Origin of the sequence: Catenuloplanes nepalensis (assembly GCF_030811575.1) — a bacterium.
Lineage (GTDB): Bacteria > Actinomycetota > Actinomycetes > Mycobacteriales > Micromonosporaceae > Catenuloplanes > Catenuloplanes nepalensis.
In genome coordinates this window covers 6,002,997-6,029,592 of sequence record NZ_JAUSRA010000001.1, presented here as the reverse complement: position 1 = coordinate 6,029,592, position 26,596 = coordinate 6,002,997, and the positions used below count along the sequence as shown (strand labels likewise).

The 26,596-nt window shown below is 71.0% G+C and carries 24 protein-coding genes; 10 read left to right on the top strand and 14 right to left on the bottom strand.

The features are described from left to right. The first annotated feature begins 117 nt into the window (after nucleotides 1-117). Nucleotides 118-2,244, top strand: coding sequence for a phage holin family protein (locus tag J2S43_RS25755; RefSeq protein ID WP_306833433.1), 2,127 nt, complete (start codon nucleotides 118-120; stop codon nucleotides 2,242-2,244). Between the two features lie 32 nt (nucleotides 2,245-2,276). Here J2S43_RS25755 and J2S43_RS25750 read toward each other — a convergent pair whose 3' ends face one another. Genes J2S43_RS25750 through J2S43_RS25740 form a run of 3 tightly spaced genes read right to left on the bottom strand, consistent with a single transcriptional unit; the run spans nucleotide 2,277 to nucleotide 4,271 of the window. Next, nucleotides 2,277-2,840, bottom strand: coding sequence for a DedA family protein (locus J2S43_RS25750; RefSeq protein ID WP_306833431.1), 564 nt, complete (start codon nucleotides 2,838-2,840; stop codon nucleotides 2,277-2,279). Beyond that, complete coding sequence (locus tag J2S43_RS25745; protein WP_306833429.1) at nucleotides 2,837-3,616, bottom strand: MBL fold metallo-hydrolase; 780 nt, start codon at nucleotides 3,614-3,616, stop codon at nucleotides 2,837-2,839. Before J2S43_RS25745 ends, J2S43_RS25750 begins: the two co-directional genes overlap by 4 nt. A gap of 40 nt (nucleotides 3,617-3,656) precedes the next feature. After that, nucleotides 3,657-4,271, bottom strand: coding sequence for a TetR/AcrR family transcriptional regulator (locus tag J2S43_RS25740; RefSeq protein ID WP_306833428.1), 615 nt, complete (start codon nucleotides 4,269-4,271; stop codon nucleotides 3,657-3,659). Between the two features lie 75 nt (nucleotides 4,272-4,346). Here J2S43_RS25740 and J2S43_RS25735 point away from each other — a divergent pair, with 75 nt between their 5' ends. Then, nucleotides 4,347-5,057, top strand: a complete 711-nt coding sequence (locus J2S43_RS25735; protein ID WP_306833427.1) for a GAP family protein — start codon at nucleotides 4,347-4,349, stop codon at nucleotides 5,055-5,057. A gap of 87 nt (nucleotides 5,058-5,144) precedes the next feature. Here the strand turns inward: J2S43_RS25735 and J2S43_RS25730 are convergent, their stop codons facing one another. The 6 genes from J2S43_RS25730 to J2S43_RS25705 form a co-directional block, all read right to left on the bottom strand. Next, nucleotides 5,145-5,318, bottom strand: coding sequence for a hypothetical protein (locus tag J2S43_RS25730; protein WP_306833425.1), 174 nt, complete (start codon nucleotides 5,316-5,318; stop codon nucleotides 5,145-5,147). 73 nt (nucleotides 5,319-5,391) lie between these two features. Beyond that, on the bottom strand, nucleotides 5,392-6,510 hold the full coding sequence (locus J2S43_RS25725) for a YihY/virulence factor BrkB family protein (protein ID WP_306833424.1): 1,119 nt from the start codon (nucleotides 6,508-6,510) through the stop codon (nucleotides 5,392-5,394). A gap of 46 nt (nucleotides 6,511-6,556) precedes the next feature. Further along, entirely contained in the window at nucleotides 6,557-7,546 is a 990-nt protein-coding gene (locus J2S43_RS25720) for a diacylglycerol/lipid kinase family protein (RefSeq protein WP_306839445.1), read from the bottom strand. 144 nt (nucleotides 7,547-7,690) lie between these two features. Then, complete coding sequence (locus tag J2S43_RS25715) at nucleotides 7,691-8,344, bottom strand: hypothetical protein (protein WP_306833421.1); 654 nt, start codon at nucleotides 8,342-8,344, stop codon at nucleotides 7,691-7,693. Nucleotides 8,345-8,452: 108 nt separating this feature from the next. Beyond that, complete coding sequence (locus tag J2S43_RS25710) at nucleotides 8,453-10,135, bottom strand: endo-1,4-beta-xylanase (RefSeq protein WP_306833419.1); 1,683 nt, start codon at nucleotides 10,133-10,135, stop codon at nucleotides 8,453-8,455. Between the two features lie 456 nt (nucleotides 10,136-10,591). Continuing rightward, nucleotides 10,592-11,365 (bottom strand): hypothetical protein, encoded by a 774-nt coding sequence (locus tag J2S43_RS25705; protein ID WP_306833417.1) that lies wholly within the window; start codon nucleotides 11,363-11,365, stop codon nucleotides 10,592-10,594. 142 nt (nucleotides 11,366-11,507) lie between these two features. Between J2S43_RS25705 and J2S43_RS25700 the strand changes: the two genes are divergently transcribed. Next, nucleotides 11,508-11,972 carry a MarR family winged helix-turn-helix transcriptional regulator gene (locus J2S43_RS25700; RefSeq protein ID WP_306833416.1) on the top strand — a complete coding sequence of 155 codons (465 nt, stop codon included), beginning with the start codon at nucleotides 11,508-11,510 and terminating at the stop codon, nucleotides 11,970-11,972. On the opposite strand, the gene J2S43_RS25695 is transcribed toward J2S43_RS25700, so the two are convergent. Both J2S43_RS25695 and J2S43_RS25690 read right to left on the bottom strand, forming a co-directional pair. Further along, complete coding sequence (locus J2S43_RS25695) at nucleotides 11,955-12,905, bottom strand: TIGR03557 family F420-dependent LLM class oxidoreductase (RefSeq protein ID WP_306833414.1); 951 nt, start codon at nucleotides 12,903-12,905, stop codon at nucleotides 11,955-11,957. The genes J2S43_RS25700 and J2S43_RS25695 overlap by 18 nt on opposite strands. A 479-nt stretch (nucleotides 12,906-13,384) precedes the next feature. After that, entirely contained in the window at nucleotides 13,385-13,975 is a 591-nt protein-coding gene (locus J2S43_RS25690) for a DUF3558 domain-containing protein (RefSeq protein ID WP_306833412.1), read from the bottom strand. A gap of 451 nt (nucleotides 13,976-14,426) precedes the next feature. Between J2S43_RS25690 and J2S43_RS25685 the strand changes: the two genes are divergently transcribed. From J2S43_RS25685 to yicI, 5 genes are all read left to right on the top strand, one after another. After that, entirely contained in the window at nucleotides 14,427-15,443 is a 1,017-nt protein-coding gene (locus tag J2S43_RS25685; protein WP_306833410.1) for a LacI family DNA-binding transcriptional regulator, read from the top strand. Nucleotides 15,444-15,522: 79 nt separating this feature from the next. Then, the gene (locus tag J2S43_RS25680) at nucleotides 15,523-16,827 is read left to right on the top strand and encodes an extracellular solute-binding protein (protein WP_306833407.1); all 1,305 of its coding nucleotides are present in this window, start codon (nucleotides 15,523-15,525) and stop codon (nucleotides 16,825-16,827) included. A gap of 137 nt (nucleotides 16,828-16,964) precedes the next feature. Further along, the gene (locus J2S43_RS25675; RefSeq protein WP_306833405.1) at nucleotides 16,965-17,897 is read left to right on the top strand and encodes a carbohydrate ABC transporter permease; all 933 of its coding nucleotides are present in this window, start codon (nucleotides 16,965-16,967) and stop codon (nucleotides 17,895-17,897) included. A 16-nt stretch (nucleotides 17,898-17,913) separates the two neighbouring features. Next, nucleotides 17,914-18,777: a carbohydrate ABC transporter permease gene (locus tag J2S43_RS25670; RefSeq protein ID WP_306833404.1), complete on the top strand. Its 864-nt coding sequence runs from the start codon at nucleotides 17,914-17,916 to the stop codon at nucleotides 18,775-18,777. Between the two features lie 21 nt (nucleotides 18,778-18,798). Then, nucleotides 18,799-21,075, top strand: a complete 2,277-nt coding sequence (gene yicI, locus J2S43_RS25665; RefSeq protein ID WP_306833402.1) for an alpha-xylosidase — start codon at nucleotides 18,799-18,801, stop codon at nucleotides 21,073-21,075. A gap of 115 nt (nucleotides 21,076-21,190) precedes the next feature. Here the strand turns inward: yicI and J2S43_RS25660 are convergent, their stop codons facing one another. Continuing rightward, nucleotides 21,191-22,366, bottom strand: a complete 1,176-nt coding sequence (locus J2S43_RS25660) for a PLL family lectin (protein WP_306833401.1) — start codon at nucleotides 22,364-22,366, stop codon at nucleotides 21,191-21,193. A gap of 353 nt (nucleotides 22,367-22,719) precedes the next feature. Here J2S43_RS25660 and J2S43_RS25655 point away from each other — a divergent pair, with 353 nt between their 5' ends. Next, the gene (locus tag J2S43_RS25655; RefSeq protein WP_306833399.1) at nucleotides 22,720-23,445 is read left to right on the top strand and encodes a hypothetical protein; all 726 of its coding nucleotides are present in this window, start codon (nucleotides 22,720-22,722) and stop codon (nucleotides 23,443-23,445) included. Between the two features lie 277 nt (nucleotides 23,446-23,722). On the opposite strand, the gene J2S43_RS25650 is transcribed toward J2S43_RS25655, so the two are convergent. Next, nucleotides 23,723-24,196, bottom strand: coding sequence for a hypothetical protein (locus tag J2S43_RS25650; RefSeq protein ID WP_306833397.1), 474 nt, complete (start codon nucleotides 24,194-24,196; stop codon nucleotides 23,723-23,725). Nucleotides 24,197-24,260: 64 nt separating this feature from the next. After that, nucleotides 24,261-25,025: a hypothetical protein gene (locus J2S43_RS25645; RefSeq protein ID WP_306833395.1), complete on the bottom strand. Its 765-nt coding sequence runs from the start codon at nucleotides 25,023-25,025 to the stop codon at nucleotides 24,261-24,263. A 177-nt stretch (nucleotides 25,026-25,202) separates the two neighbouring features. Here J2S43_RS25645 and J2S43_RS25640 point away from each other — a divergent pair, with 177 nt between their 5' ends. Then, nucleotides 25,203-26,297, top strand: coding sequence for a citrate synthase 2 (locus J2S43_RS25640; protein WP_306833394.1), 1,095 nt, complete (start codon nucleotides 25,203-25,205; stop codon nucleotides 26,295-26,297). Nucleotides 26,298-26,596: the final 299 nt, after the last annotated feature.

Below are 26,596 nucleotides of genomic sequence, written 5' to 3'. Positions count from 1 at the left end.
ACCTCAAGTGTCCCCGGCCCCGGTGTGAACGGGCAAACGTGTGCGCCGGGTCACCATCGTGGCCGACCCCTCGCGCGTGCGACGGCCGGGCGCGCGCGGCTGTGCCACAGTGCAGGGATGCTTGAGCGCCCCGGCCCGCACCAGGCCGAACCCGGCCGGCTCCGGCTGGGCATGCGGGTGCTGCGCGACTGGCGGCCCACGGTCCCCCGGTTCCGCGCGTTGCTGCGCTCGATGGCCACGTCGTTCGTGGTGCTCGCGGCCACGCTCTGGCTGCTCCCCGGCGTCAACGCCAGCGGCCTGATCGCGTTGCTCTGGCTGGTCGCGCTGGTCACCGGCGTCGGCGCGCTGCTGCGCCCGCTGCTGCTGGTGGTGGCCACCGTGCTCGGCGGGCTCGGCGCGCTGCTGCTCGGCGTGGTGGTGCAGGCGATCATCATGTACGTCGCACTGCGCCTCAACCCGGCTGCGAGCGCCACCGGCTTCGAGGTCGCGTTCGCCGCGTCGTGGATCGCGCTCGGCCTGGCCGCGGTGGTCAACTGGGTGGTCGACGCCGGCACCGACGACACGTTCGTGCTGGAGACGATGCGCCTGATGTCGCGCGTGCGGCGCAGCCACCCGCGCCCGGACGACTGCGACCGGGACGGCATGCTCATCGTCCAGCTGGACGGCGTGTCCGCGCCGCTGCTGCGCTGGGCCGTGCGGGCCGGCAACCTGCCGAACCTGGGCCGCTGGCTGCGCGACGGCTCGCACCGGCTGGCGTCGTTCCACACCGGAGTGCCGGCCACCACGCCCGCGGTGCAGGCCGGCATCCTCTACGGCGACGTGCGTCAGGTGCCCGCGTTCCGCTGGTACGAGAAGGCCGGGCGCCGCCTGATGGTGACGAACCGCCCGCGCGACGCCGCCGAGATCGAGCGCCGCCTCTCCACCGGCCGCGGGCTGCTCCGGGACGGCGGCGTCAGCATCAGCAACGTGTTCCCCGGCGACGCGGAGACCTGCCTGCTCACCGTGTCCCGCGCGGCGCTGCCCGGACCGTCCTCGTCCGGCTACGCCGCGTTCATGACGTTCGGCCTGGCCCGCGCGCTCGTGCTCGGCTTCGGCGAGATCATGAAGGAGCTGTGGCAGAGCCGCCAGCAGCGCCGCCGCGACGTGCAGCCGCGGATCGGCCGGGGCGGCTACTACCTGCTGTTGCGCCCGGCCACGAACGTGCTGCTCCGCGACCTGAACGTGTCGCTGATCGCGGAGCAGATGGCCAAGGGCGCGCCGGTCGTCTACTGCGACTTCGTGGACTACGACGAGGTGGCGCACCACGCCGGGCCGGCCCGCAACGAGGCGCTGCACTCGCTGGAGGGCCTGGACCGGGTGGTCGGCGTGCTGCACCGGCTGGCCGCGGACGCGCCCCGCGACTACCACCTGGTGATCCTCTCCGACCACGGGCAGGCGCAGGGCGCCACGTTCCGGCAGCGACACGGCGAACGGATCGAGGACGTGGTGCAGCGCCTGGTCGCGCGCGCCGGCACGGTCGAGCCGGCCGGCCCGGCCCGCTCGTCGACCGCGCCGGTCGAGCAGTGGGGTCCGGTCAACGCGCTGCTCACCGAGGCCGCGAACCGGTCCGGCGCGACCGCGGCCGCGACCCGTGCGGCCACCCGCAAGCGCTCCGGGGACGGTCAGGTCACGCTCGGCCCGGCCGATGCCGAGAAGTCCGAAGTGGAGGCCGGTGACGCGGAGTCGGTGGTCGTCGCGTCCGGCAACCTGGCCATGGTCTACCTGCCCCGGCTGCCCGGCAAGGCCACCCGCGAGGAGCTGGACGCGGCGTACCCCGGGCTGGTCGAGGGTCTGATCGCCCATCCGGGCGTCGGCCTGCTCGTCGTGGACGAGGCCGCCGGCCCGGTCGCGCACGGAGCCAGAGGATCACAGAACCTTTCCGAGGGTACGGTCGAAGGCGAGGACCCGCTGCTGCCGTACGGTCCCCGCGCCCGCGCCGACCTGCTGCGCCACCAGGGCATGGATCACGTCGGCGACCTGGTGCTGATCAGCCCGGTCGACCCCGCGACCGAGGACGTGGCCGCGTTCGAGGAGCTGGTCGGCTCGCACGGCGGGCTGGGCGGCTGGCAGACCGAGGCGATGGTGGTGCACCCGGCCGCCTGGGCCCGCGAGTCCGAGGAGTTCGACGGCCCGGACGCGGTGCACCGCCAGCTGCTCATCTGGCTGGAGAAGCTCGGCGTCCGCCCACCCGCCCTCGACGACTGACCACGCTCACGCCGGGATCACGGGTCCCGGGATCAGGCGGCGGCTTCGCGGCGGCGGTGGATCCAGCCGGCCACCTGGGTGACCACGAGGACCAGCACGATCGCGGCGGCCACGCCCTCCCACGGGCGCGGGAAGACGGTGCCGCCGAGCAGGCCGACGCTGGCGTAGACCGCGGACCACAGCAGACAGGCCGGCGCGTTCGCGTAGAGGAACGTCCGCCAGGTCACGCCGATCACGCTCGCGGCCAGCAGCATCGGGATCCGGCCGCCGGGCACCAGCCGGGAGACCAGCAGCACCGGCACCTCACGGCTCCGCAGCTCGACGCCGAGCTTGTCGAGCCGCGCGTTGCCGCGCAGCCAGCGCAGCCGGCGGGCCAGCGCCTCGCCGCCCCACCGGCAGAGCGCGTAGGTGATCAGATCGCCGAGGTACGCGCCGAGCGCGCCGGCCAGCACCACGAACACCACCATGACCGGGTTGCCGTGCGCGGCCAGCGCGGCGGCGCCGCTCACCGCGGCACCGGTCGGCACGATCGGCAGCACCGCCCCGAACGCGACCACACCGAACAGCGAGGCGAGCCCGCCGAGCCCGATCGTCACGACACTCCGAGGTGCGCGGTCTCGCCGGGTGCGAGCAGGTGGGTGCGCACGTCCGGCATCCGCTCGCCGGCCAGCCGGGCGAACTCGGTGCCGGGCGAGTGGAACATGTGCGGCCGGACCCGGCCCATGCCGACCGGCCAGAACGTGCCGTAGTGGATCGGGATCGCCTCGGCCGCGCCGACCCGGTGCACCGCCTCGGCGCCGCCGGCCGGGTCGAGGTGCTGCGACGGGTGCAGGCTCGGGCCCCAGCCGCCGACCGGGACCAGCGCCAGGTCGACCGGGCCGAGCAGCGACATGCCGTCGAACAGGCCGGTGTCGCCGGCGAACCAGGTGCGGGCCGAGCCCTCGACCAGGAAGCCGAGCGCGTCGCCGCGCAGGCGGGACCAGGGACCGCGGGCGCCGTCGTGGGCGGCGGGGACCGCTCGTACCGTCACATCTTTGATCTTGGTTTCCTCACCGGCGGCGAGCTCGACGCAGTTGCCGGAGTAGTGGCCGCCGAGGCGACGGTGGATCAGGCCGGTCGCGCCGCGCGGCACCACGAAGATCGTGTCCGGCGGGATCCGGCGCAGCGACGGGATGTCCAGGTGATCGGCGTGCAGGTGGGAGACGAGCACCGCGTCCGGCGGGCCGGGCAGCACCGGGCGGGGACCGCGCATGCGGCGCAGGTGGGCCAGCCGGTCGCCGAGCAGCGGGTCGGTGAGCAGCCGCACCCCCGAGTCCTCCAGCCAGACCGTGGCGTGCCCCCACCACGTGGCCGTTACCGCCGCGCTCTCCACGATCTCCACGGTACGCCGACGTGATCGACGGGCCGGCACCTCACCGGGTGATGTCCCGCAGCGCGTCGCTCAGCGTCTCGCGTGCGGTGGACGGAGTCATGCGGTCCGGGAACATCAGCGCCTGCAGCGACAGGCCGTCCACGATCACGTGCAGCCGGGCCGCGCGCGCCTCCAGGTCCGGGTCGGCCAGCGCCTCGGTGAGTTCGGCCGGCGACTGTGTTCCGGTGAGGCCCGCCACCGAGAGTCGGCACAGGTAGCGGGTGCCGTGCCAGGCCGCGTCGCGGGCCGCGTCCAGACCGGGGGCGCGCAGCGTGCGGTCCGAGACCGCGACGAAGACCAGCACCTCGGTCCGGCGCTCCTCGTCGAGCGGCAGCAGTTCCTCCAGCACCGCGACGACTCGGTCGAACGGGGTCAGCTCCACGTTGTCCAGGTGGGCGCGGAGGCGTTCCGGCACGCGCTCCATCATCAGGTGCGCCGCGAACGTGAGCAGCTCCGCCTGGGTCGAGAAGTAGTGCCTGATCGCGCCCGTGGACCAGCCGGACTCGGCCGCGACCGCCCGCACCGACACGCCGCCGGTGCCCTCGCGTCCGATCACCCGCCAGACGGCGGCCGCCAGCTCCCGTCTTCTCTGCTCGTGGTCCACGATTCTCGGCACGCATCTGTTTTAGCACGGCTGTGTTACCTTGTTTTTCACACGACTGTGCGAAATAAACGGGGGAAGGACACGCTCGTGGATCTGCTGACGCTCGCCGGCCTGGCCGGGCTGGCGCTCATCGACAGCACCAGCATCGGCACGCTGGTGATTCCCATCTGGATGCTGCTGGCCCCGAAGGTGCGGGCCTCCCGGTTCCTGATCTACCTGGCCACCGTCGCGATCTTCTACGCGCTGGTGGGCGTGGTCCTGGTGCTCGGCGCGGAGGCGGCGAGCACCGCGCTCGCCGGTCTGTCCGACGCGACGTGGGTCAACTGGGCGCAGCTCGCGATCGGCGTGGCACTGTTCGCGTACAGCTTCCGCTTCGACGGGAAGCGGAAGCGCGGGCCGGGCCGGGCGGACCGCTGGAAGGCGCGGCTGACCGGCGAGAACGCCACGGTCCCGGCGATGATCGGCCTCGGGCTCGGCGCGGCCGCGCTGGAGGTCGCCACGATGCTGCCCTACCTGGCCGCGGTCGGCCTGATCACCACCGCCGGCCTGCCGGTCGCGGGCTGGCTGACCGTGCTCGGCGCCTACGTGGTGGTCATGGTCCTGCCGGCGCTGCTGCTCGGCGCGGTGCGCGCGCTGGCCCGCCACCACGTCGAGCCGCTGCTGACCCGCGTCAGCGCCTGGTTCGCCAAGCACAGCGACAGCACGCTCGGCTGGGTCCTCGGCATCGCCGGCTTCCTCCTCGCCCGCGACGCCCTCCTCCGCCTGGGCCTCTTCGACCAGTGGATCAACAACGGCTAGAGCGCGTTCGGTGGATCACGCCGCAGGCCGGCGAAGATCCGCCGAACACGCCCTGAGGGCGCTGCGACGCGGGTAAACCGATCACGGTCACGGGGCGGGCCAGGAGAGGTCAAGCGTGGCGACGACCGGGTAGTGGTCGGAGGCGGACTCGGCGATGCCGCCGGTGATGGGTCCGCAGCCGGTGCAGAGGGCGGCGAGCGCGTCGCTGCCGAGGATGTCGTCGAGCCGCGAGCCGCCGCCGTTGCGGATGTCGTAGGTCATGAGACCGTCAGCGCCATCTGGCTCGACCTCCGGGGGAAGAACGAGCCGGTCTGCTACCCGGCGCGGCGTGCGGCTACACCGGCGGGAATTTGCGGGGGCGGACGAGCTTGCGGTTGCCGTCCGGCTTGACCGCGAATCCGGCGCTGAACGACCGTACCCGCGAGGCCTTGATGGTCTGGTGTTTCCTGGATCGTGGCGTGGGGAGGTGTGGCGCGTGCGGGCGTTCGTCCTTGGGGGAGGGCGCCCAGCGGTCCGGCTCGGCCGGTTCGGGCACGCCGACCCGGGCCGCCTCCAGCTGGGCCGCGAACGCGAGGCCGAGGAAGAGCGCGATGCCGGTCAGGTTGGCCCAGAGGAGCAGCGCGATGATGCCGGTCAGCGGGCCGTAGGTCTCGCCGAAGCCGCCGGAGAAGCGCACGTACCCGGCGAGCAGCAGGCTGGTCGCCCACCACAGGACGGTGGCCAGCGTGGCGCCGAAGAGCAGCCAGGACAGGCCGGGCTGGCGGCGGCGCGGCGCGAACCGGAAGATCACGCCGATCGCGAAGATCACCAGGGCGAGGCTGGCCGGCCAGCGCACCACGTCCCAGACGTCGGAGAACTCGTCGCCCCAACCCGGGTAACGGCCCTCGATCGAGTCGCCGAACGGGCGGCCGGCCACCAGCGTGAGGAAGCCGAACAGCGCGGGCACGCCGGCCAGCACGGCCAGCGCGGTGGCGCGCGCGTACTTGAGCAGCGCCGGGCGGTCGCGCTCGACGCCGTAGATCCGGTTCGCGCCGCGCTCGATCTGCGCCATCGTCTGGGTCAGCGACACCATGCCGGTGATCAGGCCGAGCGTCAGCGCCAGCTCGCCGGCCTCCTCGGTGCGCTCGTCGTCGGTGAGCAGGTCCGCGACCACGTCGTGGCTGGCGCCCGGGGTGAGCGCCAGGATCGTGTCCGCCACCACCAGGCCGCCCTCCTCGGCGCCGAGGTCGGTGGCGAGACCGGCGAGCGCGATCAGGAACGGCACCACCGCGAGGCACAGCTGCAGCGCGAGCGCGCGTGAGTGGCTGAAGCCGTCGCCGTAGCGGAAGCGGACGAACGCGTCGTGGAACAGGTGCCAGCGGCCGTAGACGCGCAGCGCCTGCCAGGCGTCGTCCGCGGACAGCTCGTCACCGGACATCTGCTGCGTCTCGGGAACCTGGTTGGTGCTGCTCATGCCGACTTTCTCTCGTCGCCGCGGTCACGCGATGGGACGCACGCGCTCATGCTCTCTCCCTCACCCGGTCGGCACCCTCGGCCAGGTCGCGGGCGCGCTCCGGCCGGGGCACGCACAGCACCAGCGCCTTCGGCCGCAGATGGACGCGCAGCACCTCGGCCGGCGCGATCAGGTCGCCGTCCAGCTGTCGCGGCTGCGCCCGGTTGCTGCGGATCTCGACCTCGGACGCGGTGTAGAGCTCCATCCGCGGCACCCGGCGCCACCGGTACAGCACGCCGAGGCCGAGCACCACCCACTGCCGAAGGCTGCGCGCGGTCACCACGGCCACGTTGAACAGGCCGTCGTCCGGTTCGGCGTCGGCCAGCAGCCGCACGCCACCCTGCAACCGGCCGACGTTGCCGATCAGCACGGTCCGCGCGCGCCGGTCCAGCACCCGGTTGCCGTCCAGCCTGATCCGCACTCGCATCGGCCGGTCCCGGATGTGCCGGGCCGCGCCGAACAGGTACGCGAACCAGCCGATCCGCTTCTTCGCCCGCTCGGACGTGCCGGCCAGCATCTGCGCGTCGAAGCCCATGCCGGCCATCACCGCGAAGCAGTCGCCGCTCTCCTCGACCTCGCCGACGTCGATCAGCCGCCGGCCGCCGTCCAGCACCACCTGCACGGCCGCGCCCACGTGCCCCTCCAGCCCCAGGTTCGCGGCCAGCAGGTTGCCGGTGCCGGAGGGCAGCACGGCCATCGCCACGCCGGTCCCGGCCAGCCCGGTGATCGCGGCCCGGACCGTGCCGTCGCCGCCGGACACGAAGACCACCTCCGCACCGGCCGCGACCGCGGCGCGTGCCTGACCGATCCCCGGGTCCTGCGGCGTGGTTTCCAGCCAGAGCGGCTCGGGCCAGCCGGCCATCGCCAGGCCCTCGCAGATCAGCCGTCTGTGCTCGCCGAGGTCGGCGACCTTCACCGGGTTGACCACCACGGCGGTCCGCACCGGCCGGGGCACGGCCGCCCGCAGGAGCGCGTGGGACGGCCCGCTGTCTTCCATCACGGCCGACAGTGTGCAACACGCGGCGGCGGCGGGCGACTCATCGGGCGTACGCCACAGCTCACCAGGCGTGTTCGATGGATCGCGGCGAGCCGAGGCGCGGTCCAGGCGTCGTCCGGGCCTCGCCGCAGGCCGTCGGGATCATCAAACACCCAGGGGTGATTCGGCGATCGCGGCGGCCACTCCGGCGGGGTCGGCGAGCATGTGCAGGTGGCCGCCGCGGAACGAGCGGACCGGCCAGCCGCGGCGCCCCGCGTCGGCGACCTCGTCCGCGTAGGCGTCGCCGAACGCGAGGTAGACCGCGGGCCGCGCGTCCCAGCCGGCGGGCGCGTCCACGCTCCCGGTGAGATAGCCGAACGGCATTCGCGACTGCTCGCGCTCGACGTTCGCCCTGGTCACGGCGTCAGGGAAGAGCGCATCGACCGCGTCCGGCGGCCACCAGCCGGTCCACGGGGGCAACCGGCCGTCGTCGCCGGCCAGGCCGCGGAGCGCCTCTTGAAAACCTTCGGGCGCCACGGGGGTACGGCCGCGGGGCGGCGGCAGGATCGCGTCGGCGAACACCAGGCGGCGCGCGCCCCGGGTGATCGCGAGCGCGGGCACGTAGAGGCCCGCGTTGCTGTGCGGGACCAGGACCAGATCGTCACGGTACGGAATCTGACGCGCGAACGAGGCCGCGATCTCCGCCGGTGTGTCGCCGCGCGGGGCAGGGACCACCACGTCGGGGCCGAGCAGCGCCGCGACCGGCTCCCACACGGCCGGCCCGAGGAACGGGCTGGGCAGCAGCACGTAACAGGCCATGCCGCCCTTTATACGCGGTGCGGCAGGCCCCCGGGGTGCCGCCGGGGGCCTGCCCGTCCCGTGATCGAGGCGCCCCCCTGCCGTGCTGACGGCATGGGGACGCCTCGATCATGAAGGGGTGGTGGTGCAGGCGACCGGCCACTGCCCGGTGACCCGATAGGCGACCGTGCAGGCGCCGGCGCTTCCACCAGGGCTGGGACCGGTGCTCGCGGTGGGTGCCGGCGTGCCGACCGTGCCGATCCTGGACGGGTCCACCACGCCCCAGTACGCGTCCTTCGCCTGCAACCGGGTGTCGAAGAGCAGCGGCGCGTCCTTGCGCGTCACCGGGAACGTGTCCAGCCAGGTGTCGTCGTCCGCGAGCCCCCAGACCGTGACGGAGGTGATCTGCTCGGCGTACCGGCGGTAGAGCGCGAACAGGTCGCGGTACTTGTACGCCACCTTGAGCAGCCGGTCCGCCGGCGGCGCCGGGAACGACTCGGAGTTGCTGGTGTAGATGGACACGTCCATCTCGGTGATCTGCTGCTCCACGCCCAGCGGGACGAACTTCTGGATCATCGCCTCGACCTCGCCGGTGGCCGGCCAGTCGATGTTGACGTGCATCTGGTGCCCGACCGCGTCGACCGGCACGCCCTCGCTCTTCAGCAGCGCGACCAGGTTGTAGAGCTTGTCGCGCTTGGCCGGCACGTTCGTGTTGTAGTCGTTGATCACCAGCGTGGCGTCCGGCGCGACCTCGCGGGCCACCCGGAACGCGGTCCGGATGTAGTCCAGGCCGGCGATCTCGTACCAGCGGCTGCGCCGGTAGCCGTCGGACTGAGACTCGTCGATCACCTCGTTGACCACGTCCCAGACTCCGATGTCGTCGCCGTAGTGGCCGACCACCGCGCGGATGTGCGCCTCCAGCCGGGCCAGCAGCAGCGCCTTGTTCGCCGGGGTCGCGGTCATCGGCGCGCCGCTTGAGTCCAGGAACACCCAGGCCGGCGTCTGGTTGTGCCAGACCAGCGTGTGCCCGCGCACCGCCATGCCGTTGGCCTGCGCGAACGCCACCATCGTGTCCGCGTCGGTGAACCGGAACGTGCCCTCGGACGGCTCGGTCGCGTCCCACTTCAGCGCGTTGCCCGGCGTGACCGAGTCGAAGTGCTTGGCCAGCAGCCGGCCGTGCTCGCCGGCCAGCGCGGCCGGCGTGATCGCGGCGCCGACCGGGAACTCGTTCACCACGTCCTTGATCGACGGGATGTCCGTCTGGATCGGCGTGGCCGGCACGTAGGAGATCGTCACGTCGTCGATGTGCAGGTCACCGGTGCCGGACGCGGTCTCCACGTAGAGCGTGAGGTAGTCGGCGTCGGTGGCAAGCGTGTACCGCCCGGTGAGGTTGACCCAGCTGCCGGCCGCGAGCGCGGTGTCGCCGACGACCTGGTCGTAGGAGGGGGCCCCGGCCACGCGGCGCTCGACGCTGAGCCGTGCGCTGTCCGAGCCGGTCGCCAGGCGTACCCATGCGGAGATCGTGTATTGCGTGCCCTTCTCGACCGTGTCGAGCAGGTCCAGGACCGGGCCCTCCCAGGCGCGGGTCCGGCCGGTGATCGCGAGGCTGCCGGAGCCGTCGTGCGCGACCGTGTCGTCGGGTGCGACCGTCTCGCCGCCGCGCGGGACCCAGCCACCGGCCGTGCCGTCCTCGAACGTGCTGGACACGACCGTGATCGGTTCTTCCGCGTGTGCGTTCGACAGGGGTACGAGCGCGGCCGCCACGAGTCCGGCCGCGACGAGGGGAGCGAGGCGCGTCCATCTCGCGCGCATGAGGGCTTCCTTCCACGAGTGGGACAGCCCGCGGCACGGCCGCACGGCTGTGAACGCCGGCATGAGCCCGCACACCGGCGGCGACTCGGCACACCGCCCCGGGCTCCCGGCCGGGACGGCTCGCGGGCGCGTGGAGCCCGCCGAGCCACCGATGGTGATCGATGCTAGGGGGTGGCGTGGTGGCGCGTCAACGCGCGCCGGGCGTCGCGGGGGTGGTGTGGTGGCGCGTCGAGGCGTGCCGGGCGCCGCGGGGGTGGCGCGGCGCGGCGTCCGTGCCGGCCGGGGGTCGGTGTGCGGCTGGGTTGCTGCGCGGCTGAGGTCAGTGGGCGGCCGGGTTCGGTGTGTGGCTGGAGTTGCTGTGCGGCTGCGGCTGATGCGTGGCCGGGATCAGTGGGCGGCCGGGGTCGGAGTACGGCCGGGTTGGGTGTGCGGCTGGGGCTGGTGCGTGGCCGGGGGTCAGTGGGCGGCCGAGGTCAGGCAGGCGGCGATGATGCCGGGCAGCGTGCCGGCCGGTCCGGCCGGGATGATCGTGACCGCGGGGTGGCGGGCGGCCAGGGAACTCAGCTCCGCGGCCGGTTCGCCGGCGGACCAGACGATCAGCCGGGCCGGCGCGGCGCGGGTGACCGCGTCGGAGAGGGCCGGCCACGGCACCTCCGCGCCGAGCCGCCAGCTCTCCACGCCGTGCTCCAGCAGCACCGCGGCGAGCGCGGTCAGCGGCAGGTCGCCGGGCTGGCCGGGCGGGGCCGCGAGCATCACGGTGGGCGCGAGGTCGCGGCGGGCGAGTCGGGTGACGCGCCCGTCCAGCGCCGCGCGGATGCCGGTGAGGAGCGCGAACGCGGGTGCGGTGGCCGGGCCGCCGGTCGCGGTGGGTGGGCCGCCGATCGCGGTGGGTGGGCCGCCGATCGCGGCGAGCGCCGGCACACAGAGCCGCTGCCAGGTGCGGAGAGTCCCGTCGGTCTCCAGCGCGTCGCCGGTCAGTCGCGCCACGGCCCGGTCGTCGACCCGGCCGGCCGCCGCGAGCAGCCTGCGCAGTGCGATCCGGGAGCCGGCCGGATCTGGCGGTGCGATGTGGGAGCCGGCCGAGCCTGGCGGTGCGATGTGGGAGCCGGCCGGATCTGGCGGCGCGATGTGGGAGCCGGCCGCGCCGGGGAGCGAGTCCGGCGTCTCTGGCGTGCAGCCGGTGGAGCCGGGTAAGGAGCCGGTGCGACGGAGGTGCGGCGCGGATGTCACGGGGCGGGCCTCACAAGCGTCGGCGGTGATGTGCAAAGTTGATGCGAGGCGCGGCCATAGCCGTACCGATGCGGGTCCTAGAATTGGTCCTAAAAGCGATCCATCCGATTTTCGTACCACTTTAACGAAGAGGTGGCAACCCGTGGCGGACGGCCGTGCGGTGCTCATGGCGCTGGAGCGGATGAAGCAGTCGCATCTGACGCTGCACCACGCGGTGGCGCGACGACTGAAGATCAACTCGATCGACGCGGAGGCGATCGCGCACCTGATCGCGGACGAGCCGCTCGGTCAGGAGGTGCTGCGCGCCCGGCTGCTGATCAGCAAGAGCGCGATGACCGCGCTGGTCGACCGGCTGGTCCGGGACGACTTCCTGGTCCGGCACGCGAACCCGGCCGACCGGCGCTCGACGCTGCTGACCGTCTCCGAGCGCGCCCGGCACGGCTGGGAGAACGGGATGGCGAAGGTCTTCGACACGATCGGCCCGTCGGCGGCGGCCCTCGGCCCGGAGGCCGCCGCCGTGGTGGCCGACTTCCTCGACCAGGTCACCCTGTTGCAGCTCGGGCTCGCGGGCGAGGTGATGCGGCACCGCTCAGAAACGGGGGAGTAGCTCCTTCTCGGCCCACTCCAGGAACTCCGGCTGGCTGTCGCCGCCGACCTGGACCACGGCCACGTGGCTGAACCCCGCATCCACGAACTTCTGGATCGCGGCGACGTGCTTCTCCACGTCCGGCCCGCAGCTGACCGCCTCGGCCACGTCCTCCTCGCGGACGGTCTGCGTCGCGGCCGCGAACGACTCCGGCTCGGGCAGCTCCGCGTTGACCTTCCAGGTGAGTCCGGACCAGCGCCACTGGTCGTGCACGACCTTGCGGCAGGCCTTCTCGTCCGGGCCCCAGCAGATCGGCACCTGGCCGTAGTGGTTCCCGGCGCCGCCGGCCTCGCGGTACGCGCCCAGCAGGTCCGCGTCCGGCTCGATCGCGACCACCGCGTCGCCGTACTCCGCGGCCAGCGCGGCGGAGGACTTCCCGGAGATCGCGATCGCCATCGGCACGTGCGCCTCGGGCCGGTCCCAGATCCGGGCTTCCGGCACGTCGAAGAACGTGCCGGAGTACGTCAGCCGCTCACCGGCCAGCAGCGGCCGGATGATCTGCAGCGCCTCCTCGAACATGTCGTGCCGGTCCTGCACGTGCGGCCACGGGCCCACCACGTGCTCGTTCAGGTTCTCGCCGGAGCCGAGGCCGAGCGTGAACCTGCCCTCGGACAGCACCCCGACCGTCGACGCCTTCTGCGCGACGACCGCCGGGTGGTAGCGGCGGATCGGGCAGGTGACGTAGGACAGCATCTCCACGCGCGAGGTGGCGTGCGCGACCGCGCCCAGCACCGACCAGGCGTAGGGCGAGTGCCCCTGCGACTCCAGCCACGGGTTGTAGTGGTCGGACATCACCAGATGGCCGAACCCGGCCGCCTCCGCGCGGATCGCGTAATCCACCAGCTCGCGCGGGCCGGACTGCTCACTCATCAACGTATAGCCAATCGACACCATGGCTATCGCATACCCGCGCGGGCGCCCCCGAATCGCCCCTCTGCGGCGGCTGACCGCCGGGCCGATGATGCGCCCGATCGTGTGCGCCCGGATATCACTCTCCTCCGTACCCCTGTGTTCCGCTCCTGCCTTGACAGCCTCTATGTGACCGCTGACATTTGGCCAGCTTCATCGTAAGGCCGCCGATTCCTTGATGTCGAAACGCAGAAGGCGGTGCCGCCGTAGCGGCTTGCGCCGTATTGCCGCAGCCGAGGTGGCCGCAGCCGAGGCGCGTGATCGTTGTTGCCGCTGACGCGAGTCCGGTTTGGATTGTTCCGTGCGCACCGCGCGGACCCCGGACCGATGAAGGCGGGAATCGCGCGGTGGTGGGTGGCGTGAAGATCCTTCCAGCCCTCATTGCTGTCTCGCGGTGGATGAAACAGCAATGAGGGCTGGAAGGATCTTGCGGCTCGTATTCTGGAAGTGTTCGGCGGGCGGCGTTACCGGAGCTTGGGCAGGAGCTTGGTGGCGACCTGCTTGGCGACCTTGAGGTTGGCCGCGTCCTCGCCACCCCGGGCGTAGACGTCGATCTGGGTGTCGCCGGCCAGGACGAAGAGGTGGCCGGACTGGGTGTAGGCGTCGTCGCCGACGCCGGTGATCGGGGTGCCGGCCTTGGCCTGCAGCTCGAAGTCGGCCTTGGTGGTGTGGCTGATGAAGATCGCGAGCTGGCCGTCGGCGAGTTGCCACTGGCAGAAGCGCACCGCGGCGGTCTCGTCCTCGCCGTCGGAGTCGATCTGGCTGACCTGGCGGCCGGTCAGGGCGATGACCTCGATCCGGGTGAGGAGGTCGCAGGGGTCGCCGATGGTGCCGCCGTCGGCCGGCTTCGCGCCGCCGGGGAGCCCTGGCCTGCCGCTGGGCAGGCTCGGCACGCCGCTGGGCAGGGCGTTCGGCAGGCCGGATCCCTTGCCGGGGGCGGTGGTGGCGGCGGGTGCGGGCTCGGGGTTCTCCGTGCTGATCATGACGCAGCCGGAGAGCGCGGGCACGGTGAGGGCGGCGGCGGCGATCAGTGGCAGGGCGCGGCGGCGGATCATCTCGGACTCTCCGGAGGCAACTCGGTGGCGGGACGTCCTGAAGCCTGCGCCATCGCCGCAGGCCAGGGCGGAAGCGCGGCACATCGCGGCACGTTCCCGGGAGTCCGGACCGCCGCCCAAGGCCGCGGCTCGCGGTGGGTGTGTGGTGGAGCGCGGCGTGTCCCGCGGGTTCGGTCATCTTCCAAGGCCCGGCTCGCGGCGGGTTTCTCGAGTCGGGGCGCTGGCTGAAGCCGCAGATGGGGGCGGGCGTGCGGCACGGTGCTGACGGCCCGGTTCGGCCTGGGAGCCCTCCCATCGCAGGTCGGTAACGCTGAGGAAATCTCGGAGTCACGGCATTGACATGACGTACGTCTCAGTCGTAGCTTTCGAGTCGAAGCGTTTCGACTAACCGCTTCGATGCCGCTGACCTGCGGTTTCACGTCAAGAGCGCGGAGGTGGGACGGTGGCTTCGATGGCCGACGTGGCTCGCCGCGCCAAGGTCGCGGTCTCCACCGTGTCGTATGCGTTGAACGGGACCCGTCCGGTCGCCAAGGCCACGGCGGAGCGCATCCACCGGGCCATGGACGAGCTCGGCTACCGGCCGAACGCGCTGGCCCGCGGCCTGGCCAGCAAGCGCAGCCGGAACGTGGCACTGATCTTTCCGATGCTGGAGCGCGGTCTCGGCCTGACCGAGATGGAGTTCGTCTCCGCGGCCGCGGAGACCGCCGGCGAGCTCGGCTATCACCTGGTCCTCTGGTCCACGCCGCTCGGCGACACCGACCTGCTCACCAAGCTGACCCGGCAGGGCCTGGTCGACGGCGTGGTGATCATGGAGGTGCACCTCGAGGACGTGCGAATCGAGATGCTGCGCCGCGCCGGCGTGCCGTTCTGCATGATCGGCCGGACCGGTGAGAACGGTGACGACTCGTTCGCCGACATCGACTTCGAGAGCACGATCAGGGACGCGGTGGCGCACCTGCGAGCGCTCGGCCACGAGAGGATCGGCTTCGTCAACCACTCGCGCGCCTCGTTCGACGCCGGTTACGGGCCGTCGGTCCGGGCCGCGCGCGCGTTCGAGGAGGCCACCGACGGCAGCGGCGTCAGCCGGTTCTGCGACGACTCGCCGACGGCCGGCCGGGAAATCTGGCGCGAGCTGAGCGCGTCCGCACCCGGCATGACCGGCCTGATCGTGATGAACGAGCGGGCGAGTGCGGGCGTGCTGGCCGCCATCGCGCAACAGGGGGCGCGCGTACCTGAGGACTTTTCGGTACTTTCGGTCGCCTCCTCCGAGCGCGTCGCGGAGATGACCTACCCGCCGCTGACCACGTTCCACCCGCCCGCGGCGGAACTGGGCCGGCTCGGCGTGCAGGTGCTCATCGACCGCCTGGAGGGGCGCGAGGTTCCGCTCCTACAACAGCTCATCCCCTGCCGGCTGGTGCTGCGCGACAGCACCGGCCCGGCTACGCGACAACCGGGGACCGGGAACTGAATTTCCCGGTTCCGCACCGAAGAGGCACGTCTTTCTTATCCACTCGAAGAGGCACCAACCGCTCCACCAGGAGGACGGCATGTTCCGTACCAGGAAGATAGGGGTTGTCGCGGCCGCACTGGCCGTGACCGCGTCCCTCGGGCTCGCGGCCTGTGGCGGCGACGACTCCGGCGACTCCGGCGACGGCAAGACCCTGAAGCTGTGGCACTACGAGGGCCCGAACAGCGCGATGGGCATCGCCTGGGCCAAGGCCATCGAGGACTTCAAGGCGTCGCACCCGGGCGTCGAGGTGGTCTACGAGGAGAAGGGGTTCGAGCAGATCCGGCAGAACGCCGGCATGATCCTGAACTCGAACGAGGCCCCGGACCTCATGGAGTACAACAAGGGCAACGCCAGCGCCGGTCTGCTGTCCAAGCAGGGTCTCCTGACGGACATGACCGAGGAGGTCACGAAGCGCGGCTGGGACGCCAAGATCCCGGCGAGCATCGCGACCACGTCCAAGTACGACCAGAACGGCGTCATGGGCGGCGACAAGTGGTACGGCGTCACGAACTACGGCGAGTACGTGATGGTCTACTACAACAAGGACGAGTTCAAGCGGCTCAACCTGCAGATCCCGACCACGCTGGCCGAGTTCGAGACGGTCATGCAGAAGTTCAAGGACGACGGTAAGACCCCGCTCGCGGTCGGCGGCGCGGAGTACCCGGCGCAGCAGATCTTCTACCAGCTGGCGCTCTCCGGCGCGACGAACACGTTCGTCGACGACTACCAGCTCTACAAGAACAAGGTCGACTTCCAGGGCCCGGAGATGACCAAGGGCGCGACCAAGTTCGCCGAGTGGGTCAGCAAGGGCTACATCGCGAAGGACTCGGCCGGCGTCAAGGCCGAGGACATGGGCGTCAGCTTCATCCAGGGCAAGTCCCCGATCCTGATCTCGGGTTCGTGGTGGTACGGCCGGTTCACCGATGAGATCAAGTACGACTGGGGCACGTTCCTGTTCCCGGGCAACACGCTGCAGGCCGGCTCCGGCGGCAACCTGTGGGTCATCCCGACCAGCGCGAAGAACAAGTCGCTGGCGTACGACTTCATCGAGATCACGATGAAGCCGGAGATCCAGGCGCTCCTCGGCAACTCCGGTGGCGTCCCGATCGGTGCGGACGCGTCCGCGATCACCGACCCGAAGAACAAGGAGCTGATCGAGAACTTCAACAAGATCAACTCCGCGAACGGTCTCGCGTTCTACCCGGACTGGCCCGCGCCCGGCTACTACGACGTGCTCGTGGCCGGCATGCAGAACCTGATCAACGGTTCCAAGGAGCCGAAGGCGGTCCTGGACGAGATCGCCACGCCGTACAACGACAACCTCGCCAGCGTCGGCAAGTAGCAGCACCGGCAGCGCGCCGGCGGCCTCCACCAGGTCGCCGGCGCGGTCCGTCGGTGAGCCGTTTTCAACCTGGCCGGTGTGGCCGGGCGGCGTGGCGACGCTCGACGGTCCGGGCGCGTCAGGTTGAAAGAAGCTCAGTGAAAGGCACCCCCCTCACCATGGTCAAGACCCGGTCCCGGCAGGGCGGCAAGAGCGGTTATCTGCTCTTCCTGCTCCCCGGCGTGCTGCTCTTCACCGCCGTCATCATCATCCCGCTGATCATGAACATCGGGATCAGCTTCACCCGCTGGCAGGGCATCGGCACCCCGCAGTGGGTCGGGCTGGAGCACTACGAGCGGCTCATCCACGACGCGAACTTCTGGGCGTCCTTCCGGAACATCCTCTTCATCATCGTCGCGATGGTGGTCGTACCCACGCTGCTCGGTCTGTTTCTCGCCGCGGTCCTCTTCGACTACGTCGGCAAGAAGATCGGCCCGGGTACGGCGAGCGTGTTCCGCTCCGGCCTCTACCTGCCGCAGGTGCTCCCGGTCGCGGTCACCGGCATCGTGTGGGGCTGGTTCCTCAACTCCAGCACCGGCGTGTTCAACTCGATCCTGGACAGCATCGGGCTCGGCTTCCTCGCGCAGAACTGGCTCGGCGACCCGAAGTGGGCGCTCTGGTCCGTGATGTTCGTGATGGTGTGGGTCCAGCTCGGTTACCCGGTCGTGATGTTCATGTCCGGCCTGCAGCGCGTCGACCCCGAGCTCTACGAGGCCGCGGACCTGGACGGCGCTGGCTGGTGGCAGAAGTTCACCCGGATCGCGATCCACCTGATCAAGCCGGAGATCTACGTCGTGCTGGTCACCACCACGATCTCGGCCCTCAAGATCTTCGGTCAGATCTTCGTGCTGACCCGGGGCGGGCCGGGCAACTCCACGCTGGTCCCCTCCTATTTCGCGTGGCAGAACTTCTTCGAGAAATTCAACGCGGGGTACGGCGCGGCGATCTCCACGGTGCTGACGCTGATCATCATCGTGCTGACCTACGTCTTCCTGCGCATCCAGACCGCCGACGAGCGGCGGGGAGCCTGATATGTCAACTGAAACCGTGAAAAAAGCGGCAGACAAGCCCGCCAAGGCGAGCAAGCCCGGCGGCCTCGCCACCAAGACGCTCGTGCTGACCGGCCTGACGATCTTCACCGGCCTGGTCCTCGCGCCCTTCCTGGTCGTGCTGATCAACGCGTTCAAGTCCTCCGAGGACTACAGCCAGGGCGGCCCGCTCGCGCTGCCGACCGAGTTCTACCTGCAAGGCATGATCGACTTCTGGAACCGGGTCGAGTTCGGCGAGAAGCTCTGGAACAGCTTCGTCATCGCGGCCGCGGTCTCCGTGCTCGCCGTGATCATCAGCGTGCTCAACGCCTACGCGATCGGCATCGGCCGGCTCCGCGGGCGGACCGCCTTCCTGATGTTCTTCCTGCTGGCCAACCTGCTGCCGCAGGAGGCGCTGGTCTACCCGCTGTACTACCTGTCGAAGCAGTTCGACCTCTACAACACGCGGCTCATGGTGATCATCATCTTGACCGCGATCCAGGCCGCGTTCGGCACCTACCTGCTCTCCAGCGTGTTCCGCGACTTCCCGCCCTCGCTCCTGGAGGCCGCGGCGCTGGACGGCGCCGGCAAGCTGCGCACGCTGCTCCGCGTGGTCGTGCCGACCAGCTGGCCGACGCTCTCCGTGCTCTTCACGTTCTTCTTCATCTGGACGTGGAACGAGTTCTTCCTCCCGCTCATCTTCCTGATCGACAACGATCTGCAGACCGTGCCGCTGGCGCTGGCCGTGCTCCAGGGACAGCGCGAGGTCGACATCACCACCACGGCCGCGTCCGCGCTGCTGGGCATCGTGCCCGCGGTGCTGTTCTTCCTCATCTTCCAGCGCACGCTGACCCGCGGGGTCATGTCGGGCGCGGTCAAGTAACCATCCTCGGAGGACCCGGAAATGAAGTTCAGCAACGGCTACTGGCGGATGCGGGACGGGGTGAGCCCCCTGTATCCGATGGAGGTGCGCGATGTCCAGGTCGCCCCGGACGCGCTGACCGTCTACGCGCCGACCAAGCGGATCGTCACCCGGGGGGACACGCTCAACCTGCCGCTGCTGACCGTGCGCGCGTCCTCGCCGGCGCCGGGCGTCATCTCGATCAAGACGACGCACTTCGCGGGCCGGCGTCCGCGGACGCCGGAGTTCTCCCTGAACGCGGCGGAGGTGGCCGTCGAGATCAGCGATGATGAGCAGTTCGCGTCGCTGACCAGCGGGGACCTGACCGTCCGGTTCCACAAGGGCGACCAGTGGAAGCTGGACTTCGTCGCGGACGGCCGGGTCCTCACGTCCAGCGGCTACAAGAACCTGGCCGCGCTGGACGTCGACGGCGAGGGCTCGTTCATGCGCGAGCAGCTGCTGCTGGGCGTCGGCGACACGGTCTACGGTCTCGGCGAGCGGTTCGGGCCGTTCGCCAAGAACGGGCAGGTCGTCGACATCTGGCAGGAGGACGGCGGCACCAGCAGCGAGCAGGCGTACAAGAACGTCCCGTTCTACCTGACCAACGCGGGGTACGGCGTCTTCGTCAACCACCCCGGCGGCGTCTCGTTCGAGGTGGCGTCCGAGTCGGTGTCCCGGGTCGGCTTCTCGGTGCCCGGCCAGGAGCTGGAATATCTCGTCATCCACGGTCCGACGCCGAAGGAGATCCTCCGGCGCTACACCGCGCTGACCGGGCGGCCCGCGCTGCCGCCGGCCTGGTCGTTCGGGCTGTGGCTGTCCACGTCGTTCACCACCGACTACGACGAGGAGACGGTCAACAAGTTCGTCTCCGGGATGGCCGACCGCGACCTGCCGCTGTCCGTCTTCCACTTCGACTGCTTCTGGATGCGCGAGTTCCACTGGACCGACTTCGAGTGGGACCCGAAGGTCTTCCCGGACCCGGCCGGCATGCTCAAGCGGCTCAAGGACCGGGGCCTGCGCGTCTGCGTCTGGCTCAACCCGTACATCGCGCAGCGCTCGGTGCTCTTCGAGGAGGGCGTGGCCAACGGCTACTTCCTGAAGACCACCGACGGCGACGTCTGGCAGTGGGACCTGTGGCAGGCCGGCATGGCGCTGGTCGACTTCACCAACCCCGAGGCCCGCACCTGGTACGCGTCGAAGCTCCGCGGCCTGCTCGAACAGGGCGTGGACGCGTTCAAGACCGACTTCGGCGAGCGCATCCCGGTCCGCGGCGTGGTCTGGCACGACGGCTCGGACACCGAGCGGATGCACAACTACTACACGCACCTCTACAACAAGGTCGTCTTCGACGTGCTGGAGGAGGTGCGCGGCAAGAACGAGGCGGTGCTGTTCGCGCGCTCCGCGACCGCGGGCGGCCAGATGTTCCCGGTGCACTGGGGCGGCGACTGCGAGTCCACGTTCGAGGCGATGGCGGAGAGCCTGCGCGGCGGACTGTCGCTGTCCGCGTCCGGCTTCGGGTTCTGGAGCCACGACATGGGCGGGTTCGAGGGCAAGCCGCACCCGGCCGTGTTCAAGCGGTGGATCCCGTTCGGCCTGCTCAGCTCGCACAGCCGGTTGCACGGCAGCCAGTCGTACCGGGTGCCGTGGGAGTTCGACGAGGAGGCGGTGGACGTGCTGCGCACGTTCACCAAGCTCAAGGCGCGGATCATGCCGTACCTGTTCGGGCAGGCCGTGGCGGCGCACGAGCAGGGCGTGCCGGTGATGCGGCCGATGGTCGTCGAGTTCCCGGAGGACCTCGCGGTCACGCACGTCGAGCGGCAGTACATGCTCGGCGACAGCCTGCTGGTCGCGCCGGTGTTCAGCGAGGGCGGCGACACCACGTTCTACACGCCGGCCGGATCCTGGACCCACCTGCAGACCGGCGAGGAGTTCACCGGGCCCGGATGGCACCGGCGCACGGTCGGCTTCGGCGAGGTGCCGGTGCTGGTCCGGCCGGGCACGGTGCTGGCGCTCGGCGACGTGGACGACCGGCCCGACTACGAGTACGCGCGCGGCGTGACCCTGGCGCTCTACGCGCTGCCGGACGGCTTCGACGGGTCTGTCTCCGTCCCGGCGATCGACGGGACCGAGGCGGCGCGCTTCTCGGTGGCGCGCTCCGGCGACGCGATCACGGTGACGCGGGAGTCCGGTGCGGCGCTGCCGTGGCGGGTGCGGCTCGGCCACGCCGGTGCCGTCGTGGATCTCGCCGCCGAGACGTCCAGCCACGTCGTGACGCTCTGATCCACGATCGAGGCGTCCCCCATGTCGTTCCGGCAGCATGAGGGCGCCTCGATCAAGGGCTTTCAACGACAGCGGGGGTACGGCGTGCGCCGTACCCCCGCTGCGTTTTGAATCTTTACTTCAGGGTGCCGCCGAGGTAGGCGAAGGAGCCGTACGGGCTGTTCGGCGCCCACTGCGACTTCGCGTAGAGGGCGTTGTCCGTGCCGCGCACGAAGACGGTGACCCGCCAGTCGTGGTTGCCGGACGCCTCGATCTCGTTGGTCAGCACGCCACCCTCGCTGGCCCAGTCGGTCCAGCCGGCGCTGCCGGTGCCGTGCTGCACACGGGTGTACAGCGCCTTGTCGGTGCCGCGCACGAAGACCTGCAGCTTGCCGTTCTTCGTGGCGACCGCGGCCGGGTTGCTGGTCAGCTCGCCGCCGAGCGAGGTCCAGTTCGTCCAGTTGCCGCTGTTCGGCGACATCTGGCGACGGGTCCACAGCGCGTCGTCCGTGCCCTTGGCGAAGACCTGGATGCGGCCCTTGCCGTCGAGCACCGGCTCGGCGTCGCTGGTCAGGTCGCCGCCGACGGACTTCCACGGCGTCCAGCTGCCGCTGTTCGCGTAGGACTGGCGGCGGGTCCACAGCGCGTCGTCGGTGCCGCGGGCGAAGATGTTCAGCCGCTGGTCCTTGTCGAACGACACCGAGGTCTCGCTGGTGACCTGGCCACCCAGCGACTGCCAGCTCGTCCAGTTCGTGCTGTTGCGGTCCTTCTGGCGCTTCGTCCAGACCGCGCCGTCCGTGCCCTCACCGAAGACGATCAGGCGGCGGGCCTGGTCCGAGGCGACGGTCGGGTCGCTGTTCAGCACGCCGCCCAGCGTGGTCCACGAGGTCCAGCTGGAGCTGTTCGGCGAGGTCTGGCGCTTGGTCCAGATCGCGTTGTCGGTGCCGCGCGCGAACACCTGGATCCGCCGGGCCTCGTCCACGCCGACGCGCGGGGCGCCGGTGATCACGCCGCCCAGGCTGACCCAGTTCGTCCAGGAGGACGAACCGCGCTTGATCTGCGTCTTCACGAAGACCGCGTCGTTGGTGCCGCGGACGAACGCGGCGAGGCGGCCGTCGCGGTTGAGCGCGGTGTCGATCGACGGTGCCTCGGCCGGGCCGGCGCTGCGCGTGGTGACCGGCTTGCCCGTCTTCGCCTCCGCGATCGGCGCGGCCTGGGCCGGCGCCGACCCGATGACGCCGCCGAACAGTGTGAGCGCGGTGGCCGTGACAATGGCGCTCCGTACACGTCGGGTTGCGACTGCACCCTCCATGACGTTCTCCTTCCGATTCAGGTGGCGCGTCCCGGGCCAAGCCGTCCTCGCTGGACGGATGGTGGAGGCCCGGGGCGGGTGCGCCCCTGGTTGGTGGGTTGTGGTCGGTCCGATACGCGCACAATGCCCGTTCTGACCGACCACAACGGAGCGTAATTCGCCGGTGGCCTGTCCGTGGCGACTTCATTGCGTCGCCACGCCACTTTGCCTGTCGCGTAAGTGACACTTAAAGTAAATAGGACGAAATAACGGCATATTAACGGTTTGGTAGGCGGGCCAACCGGATGATTTGCGGCGAATCGCCCGGGTGGCGTCGGTGCCCTGTGCTACCTGTCCGCCTTTAACATGTGTCGATGCGATTGATCAGGTCCGTTCCCGTCATCGCCGGTGCGATCGGCGTCGCGGTCGCCGGGGCCGTGGTCATGCTTCCCTGGGTGGCCGGCACCGCGGGTGCCGCGGCTGCGGTGCTGCTCATGACGCATCCGTCGGTCGGCCGGGTGACCGATGCGCCGGTCCGAGTCCTGCTGCGGGCGATCCCGCTGCTGGTGGCCGTCGCGATCATGCTGCGGTGGTGGGAGCTGAGCCGGTGGCGGTCCGCGGAGCCGTTCCACACCGGCCGGTACCCGGCGGCGGAGCCGTTCGCGGCATCGCTGGACCTCGACCGTTACCGGGCCGCGTACGCGGCGGAGCTCCTCGCGGCCGGGTGCCTGATCCTCGCGCTCGTGTGCACCGGTGCGGCGGTCGCCCGGTCACTGCGGCGACCGCGTCCGGCCGCGGTCGCGCTCGCCGTGACCGGCGGGTTCCTGCTGACGGCCGCGGCCTGGGCGGCGGTGCGAATCGCGCTGACCGGCGGCGAGACACTGCGCGCCCACGCCGAGACCGCCGCGGGCATCGAGGGCGGCGCATTCCTGCAGCCCGGTCTGAGATATTCGGCCGCGACCGCCGTCTCGGCCGGCCCCGTCCTCGACCCGGGCTCCGCCGCGCTCACCGGCGCGGCCCTGCTCGGCGCGACCCTGGCCGTGCTCGCCGGCGCCCGTCTCGCGACTCCGGACCGGACCTCACCGCCGGCCCTCGAGTAAAACCACGGGCACGCCGGGATCGCGGGCGTGGCGGAACTGGGACGCGGCGGAGCCGTGTGGGGTTGGCGGGCCGCGCCGGGATTTCGGGCGTGGCGGAACTGGGACGCGGCGGAGCCGTGTGGGGTTGGCCGGGCCACGCCGGGACCGGCAGGGAGGCCGCCCGCGGCCGACCGGTGCCCGCGGGAGCACTGGGAATCAGCCACGCCGGAAGCGGGAAGATCGCCCTGATGTTTTTGATCTTCGGTCGGGGTCCTGGCCGGTGGCCGCCGGGCTCGGGTCACGGCTGGCCGGCGTGCTGCCGCTCGCGCTCCAGGCCGCGGATGAGGCGGCGGACGATGAACAGCGGGATGATGCCGACGACGCCGAACGAGATGTCGATCAGTGTCCAGCCCCATGGGATGTCGCGGATCGGGCCGCAGATCGCGGCGAGCGGGATGATGCCGGCGCAGGCGATCATGGCGAACTCGACCACCCAGACGTTGCGGACCGGGTCGCGCAGTGGGCCGGCGAACGCGACCGCGATGACCAGATGCGCGAACGCGAGCCAGTCCGCGGTGTAGAGGATGAACGGGTGCCGGTCGTTCGTCTCGATCAGGCCGTCCCGGACCCGGGCGATCCAGCCGGTCTCGTCCGGGACCACGGCCGCGAGCAGCCGCAGCTCGGTCTCCAGCGGGAACGCGGTGATGCCGCTGATCACCAGGGCGGCGACGAAGAGGATCAGCCAGGCGCGGATGCGGGTCAGCGTGCTCACGACGGCGAGGTTAGGGCCGCATCGGCGCCCGGTCGCCGGTCTTCACCGGATCTGCGCCGGGTCGCTACAGCGTCATCATCTTCGCGGCCAGCGCGACCGGGGTCAGGTCGCCGTTGCGCAGCTCCTCGGCCGCGGTGGCCTCGCCGATCGTGTCCAGGTGCTCGGCCGCGGTACGCAGGGCGCGGTCGTCGCCGCTGAGCAGCTTGCGGGCGATGTGCGTCTGGGCGGCGGTCAGCTTCGCGAACGCGCACATGTCCAGCGCGGCGATCACGCCCTCGTCGAGCGTGCCCTCCATCGCGCGGCGCGCTCCGATCTCCAGCAGCCACTTCGGCCACCAGGCGTAGCGGCCGACCAGCGTGCCGTACCGGATCGCCTCCTCGGGGGAGCGGCCGGCCGCCAGCAGGTTCACGGCCAGTTCGGTGTCGAAGCGCTCCAGGCGCAGCGCGGTCATCGTCAGCAGCAGCGTGGCGTGCGCGCCGAGCAGCGGTTCCGCGGCCGCGGCCGCGTCCGGGTAGTCACCGGCCACCGCCGCGCTGACCACCTGGGCCTCGGTGAGCCGGGTGCTGTCCGCGTCCACCCGGTCGAGCGTGTTGCGCAGCCGCTCCCGGGCCGCCTCGGCGTCGTCCGCGAGATCCTCGTCCAGCGGGCGCATCAGGTGCCGGTTCACGGTGGCGGCGGCCAGCTCGATCTCGCGGCGGACCAGCGGGTTCGCGATCCGGGGCGAGAACGCGGTGGTCAGTTCCTCCAGGAAGTACGGCGCGTCGAAGTGCTCCGAGGTGGCGAGCAGCTCCGCCCACCAGGCCACCGAGTGCGCGGCTACTTCCTCCATTTGTCCAATATATGGCGAAATATGGGTGGTGATAGGGCGAAAGCCGCAGGCGTGGTTACGGGGGTCGTGGCTTGGGTCACGTAACGTATCGCCCGGCGGTAACGTACGGAAAACTCCGACGAAACGACGGTTTCCTCGCCAGGGGCGCCGTCCGCGGTGCGGCTGTGAGGAGGGACGATGACCACGTTCAAGCCCGGGCTCGAAGGAGTGATCGCATTCGAGACCGACATCGCGGAACCCGATCGCGAAGGCGGCTCGCTGCGCTATCGCGGCGTGGACATCGAGGACCTCATCGGCCAGGTCTCGTTCGGCAACGTGTGGGCGCTGCTCGTCGACGGCGAGTTCGGCCCCGGCCTGCCGCCCGCCGAGCCGTTCCCGGTGCCGGTGCACTCCGGCGACATCCGCGTCGACGTGCAGTCCGCGGTCGCCATGCTCGCGCCGTACTGGGGGCTGCCCCAGCTGCTCGACGCCTCCGACGAGCAGGCCCGCGCCGACCTCGCCCGGGTCTCGGTCACCGCGCTGTCGTTCGTCGCCCAGTCCGCGCGCGGGCTCGGCCTCCCCGCGGTGCCGCAGAAGGAGATCGACAAGGCGGACACCGTGGTCGAGCGCTTCATGCGCCGCTGGCGTGGTGATCCCGATCCGCGGCACATCAAGGCCGTCGACGCGTACTTCATCTCCACCGCCGAGCACGGCATGAACGCGTCCACGTTCACCGCCCGAGTGGCGGCGTCCACCGGCGCGGACGTCGCCGCCTGCATCTCCGCCGCGATCGGCTCGCTCTCCGGGCCGCTGCACGGCGCCGCGCCCACGCGGGTGCTGCAGATGCTGGAGGCGGTCGAATACTCCGGCGACCCGGCCGGGTACGTCCGGGGGGTGCTCGACCGGGGCGAGCGCCTGATGGGCTTCGGCCACCGCGTCTACCGCGCCGAGGACCCGCGCGCCCGCGTGCTCCGCCGCACCGCGAAAGAGCTCGGAGCGCCACGGTTCGAGGTGGCCGAGGCGCTGGAGAAGGCCGCACTCGAAGAGCTGTCGGCCCGCCGTCCCGATCGGGTGCTCCCGACCAACGTCGAGTTCTGGGCCGCCGTGGTCCTGGACTTCGCCGAGGTGCCGGCCCACATGTTCACCTCCGTCTTCACCTGCGCCCGGGTGGCCGGCTGGAGCGCCCACATCCTCGAACAGAAGAAACTCGGCCGCCTCGTCCGCCCCTCCGCCCGCTACACCGGCCCGGACACCCGCAAGCCCTCCGCCGTCCCGGGCTGGGAATCCCTGTAGAACCTTCGGCCGGGAAAACCTTCATAACCATTTTCCCGCTTCCGGCGTGGGCACTCTGGGCGTGCTCCCGACTCCGTTGCCCATTCGGCATCGGAAGCTGCGAGCCCTGTCCGGAGACCGGAGGCATCAGCCCGATATTTCGTATTATTTCCGCCATGGCTCGGACGGCGTCGAGCGGAAGCCGGTGTGGTGGTCGTGCTGTCGCGACCACTCATGCCCGAAGGATCATTGACCGACACGAAGGAGAGGTTGACTTCGATATTCGACCTCTCTTTCGTGTCGGTCAATGATCCTTTGCG

Excerpts from the sequence above, each read along its gene's own strand:
- J2S43_RS25755 (WP_306833433.1), top strand. The coding sequence starts at position 118 with ATGCTTGAGCGCCCCGGCCCGCACCAGGCCGAACCCGGCCGGCTCCGG.
- J2S43_RS25730 (WP_306833425.1), bottom strand. The coding sequence starts at position 5,318 with ATGACCTACGACATCCGCAACGGCGGCGGCTCGCGGCTCGACGACATC.
- J2S43_RS25725 (WP_306833424.1), bottom strand. The coding sequence starts at position 6,510 with ATGAGCAGCACCAACCAGGTTCCCGAGACGCAGCAGATGTCCGGTGAC.
- J2S43_RS25720 (WP_306839445.1), bottom strand. The coding sequence starts at position 7,546 with ATGGAAGACAGCGGGCCGTCCCACGCGCTCCTGCGGGCGGCCGTGCCC.
- J2S43_RS25715 (WP_306833421.1), bottom strand. The coding sequence starts at position 8,344 with ATGGCCTGTTACGTGCTGCTGCCCAGCCCGTTCCTCGGGCCGGCCGTG.
- J2S43_RS25710 (WP_306833419.1), bottom strand. The coding sequence starts at position 10,135 with ATGCGCGCGAGATGGACGCGCCTCGCTCCCCTCGTCGCGGCCGGACTC.
- J2S43_RS25695 (WP_306833414.1), bottom strand. The coding sequence starts at position 12,905 with ATGGTGTCGATTGGCTATACGTTGATGAGTGAGCAGTCCGGCCCGCGC.
- J2S43_RS25690 (WP_306833412.1), bottom strand. The coding sequence starts at position 13,975 with ATGATCCGCCGCCGCGCCCTGCCACTGATCGCCGCCGCCGCCCTCACC.
- J2S43_RS25685 (WP_306833410.1), top strand. The coding sequence starts at position 14,427 with ATGGCCGACGTGGCTCGCCGCGCCAAGGTCGCGGTCTCCACCGTGTCG.
- J2S43_RS25680 (WP_306833407.1), top strand. The coding sequence starts at position 15,523 with ATGTTCCGTACCAGGAAGATAGGGGTTGTCGCGGCCGCACTGGCCGTG.
- yicI (WP_306833402.1), top strand. The coding sequence starts at position 18,799 with ATGAAGTTCAGCAACGGCTACTGGCGGATGCGGGACGGGGTGAGCCCC.
- J2S43_RS25660 (WP_306833401.1), bottom strand. The coding sequence starts at position 22,366 with ATGGAGGGTGCAGTCGCAACCCGACGTGTACGGAGCGCCATTGTCACG.
- J2S43_RS25655 (WP_306833399.1), top strand. The coding sequence starts at position 22,720 with ATGCGATTGATCAGGTCCGTTCCCGTCATCGCCGGTGCGATCGGCGTC.
- J2S43_RS25645 (WP_306833395.1), bottom strand. The coding sequence starts at position 25,025 with ATGGAGGAAGTAGCCGCGCACTCGGTGGCCTGGTGGGCGGAGCTGCTC.
- J2S43_RS25640 (WP_306833394.1), top strand. The coding sequence starts at position 25,203 with ATGACCACGTTCAAGCCCGGGCTCGAAGGAGTGATCGCATTCGAGACC.